This is a genomic window from Fructobacillus fructosus KCTC 3544 (assembly GCF_001438695.1).
GTDB lineage: Bacteria > Bacillota > Bacilli > Lactobacillales > Lactobacillaceae > Fructobacillus > Fructobacillus fructosus.
Window position 1 is genome coordinate 3513 of sequence record NZ_JQBH01000019.1, and the last position, 679, is coordinate 4191.

General features: G+C 43.6%; 1 protein-coding gene. It reads right to left on the minus strand.

Annotation, left to right across the window (positions count from 1 at the left end; genetic code table 11):
* Positions 1-564: hypothetical protein (locus IV71_RS08125; RefSeq protein ID WP_056995063.1), on the minus strand; the 564-nt coding region annotated here is incomplete at its 3' end.
* Between the last annotated feature and the right edge of the window lie 115 nt (positions 565-679).

Below are 679 nucleotides of genomic sequence, written 5' to 3' on the forward strand. Positions count from 1 at the left end.
GGGAGCATCCACAATAGCGTTGTAGGTTTCTGGATCAACATACGCACGTACTGGTGTCATAATTTCCATGTCCGTGTATGTTTGAGAAGCCTTTCCAAACAACTTGACAACGTCAGATACAGAACCCAGGTCATCAGAAGCGCTTTCCGTCAACTTCTTTCCAAACAATGCGTTAAACAAACGTACCTTTGCTTGTGATTGCAAGTCCAAACGCTCGGCAACGGCAGAATTAAGGTCTGCATTAACCGTGAAACGATCCAGACCTTCACGGAATGCCCAAGTGCTGTCGTAGGGAACATCTTGTTCCTTGTAAATAATTTCCTTACGCTTACCAAAGCGGTTAGAGTTATCAGATCCATCATTAAACGCAGTATTGGCATCAGTATCATAGTTACCAAGTTGTGCTGGCAAGTCATTTGACTTGATAGAGAACATGGTTGCGTTTTCAGTTACGCCATCCTTGGTTTGCAAGTCACCGAATGCTGGTTGAAATGCGGACAACGCACGAAAAGCTGGCGTAATAATTCCAGCAAAATTCTTATTAAAGATTTGTTCTTGAGCCATTTAAGGCCTCCTTTACTTATACTTTGCTGCTTTAGCGGCAAATGGGTCATTTTCATACGTTAGTGACGAAGCACCACCTTTTGGCTTGCCAGAGCCTTGCAACTTCTGGTTAACC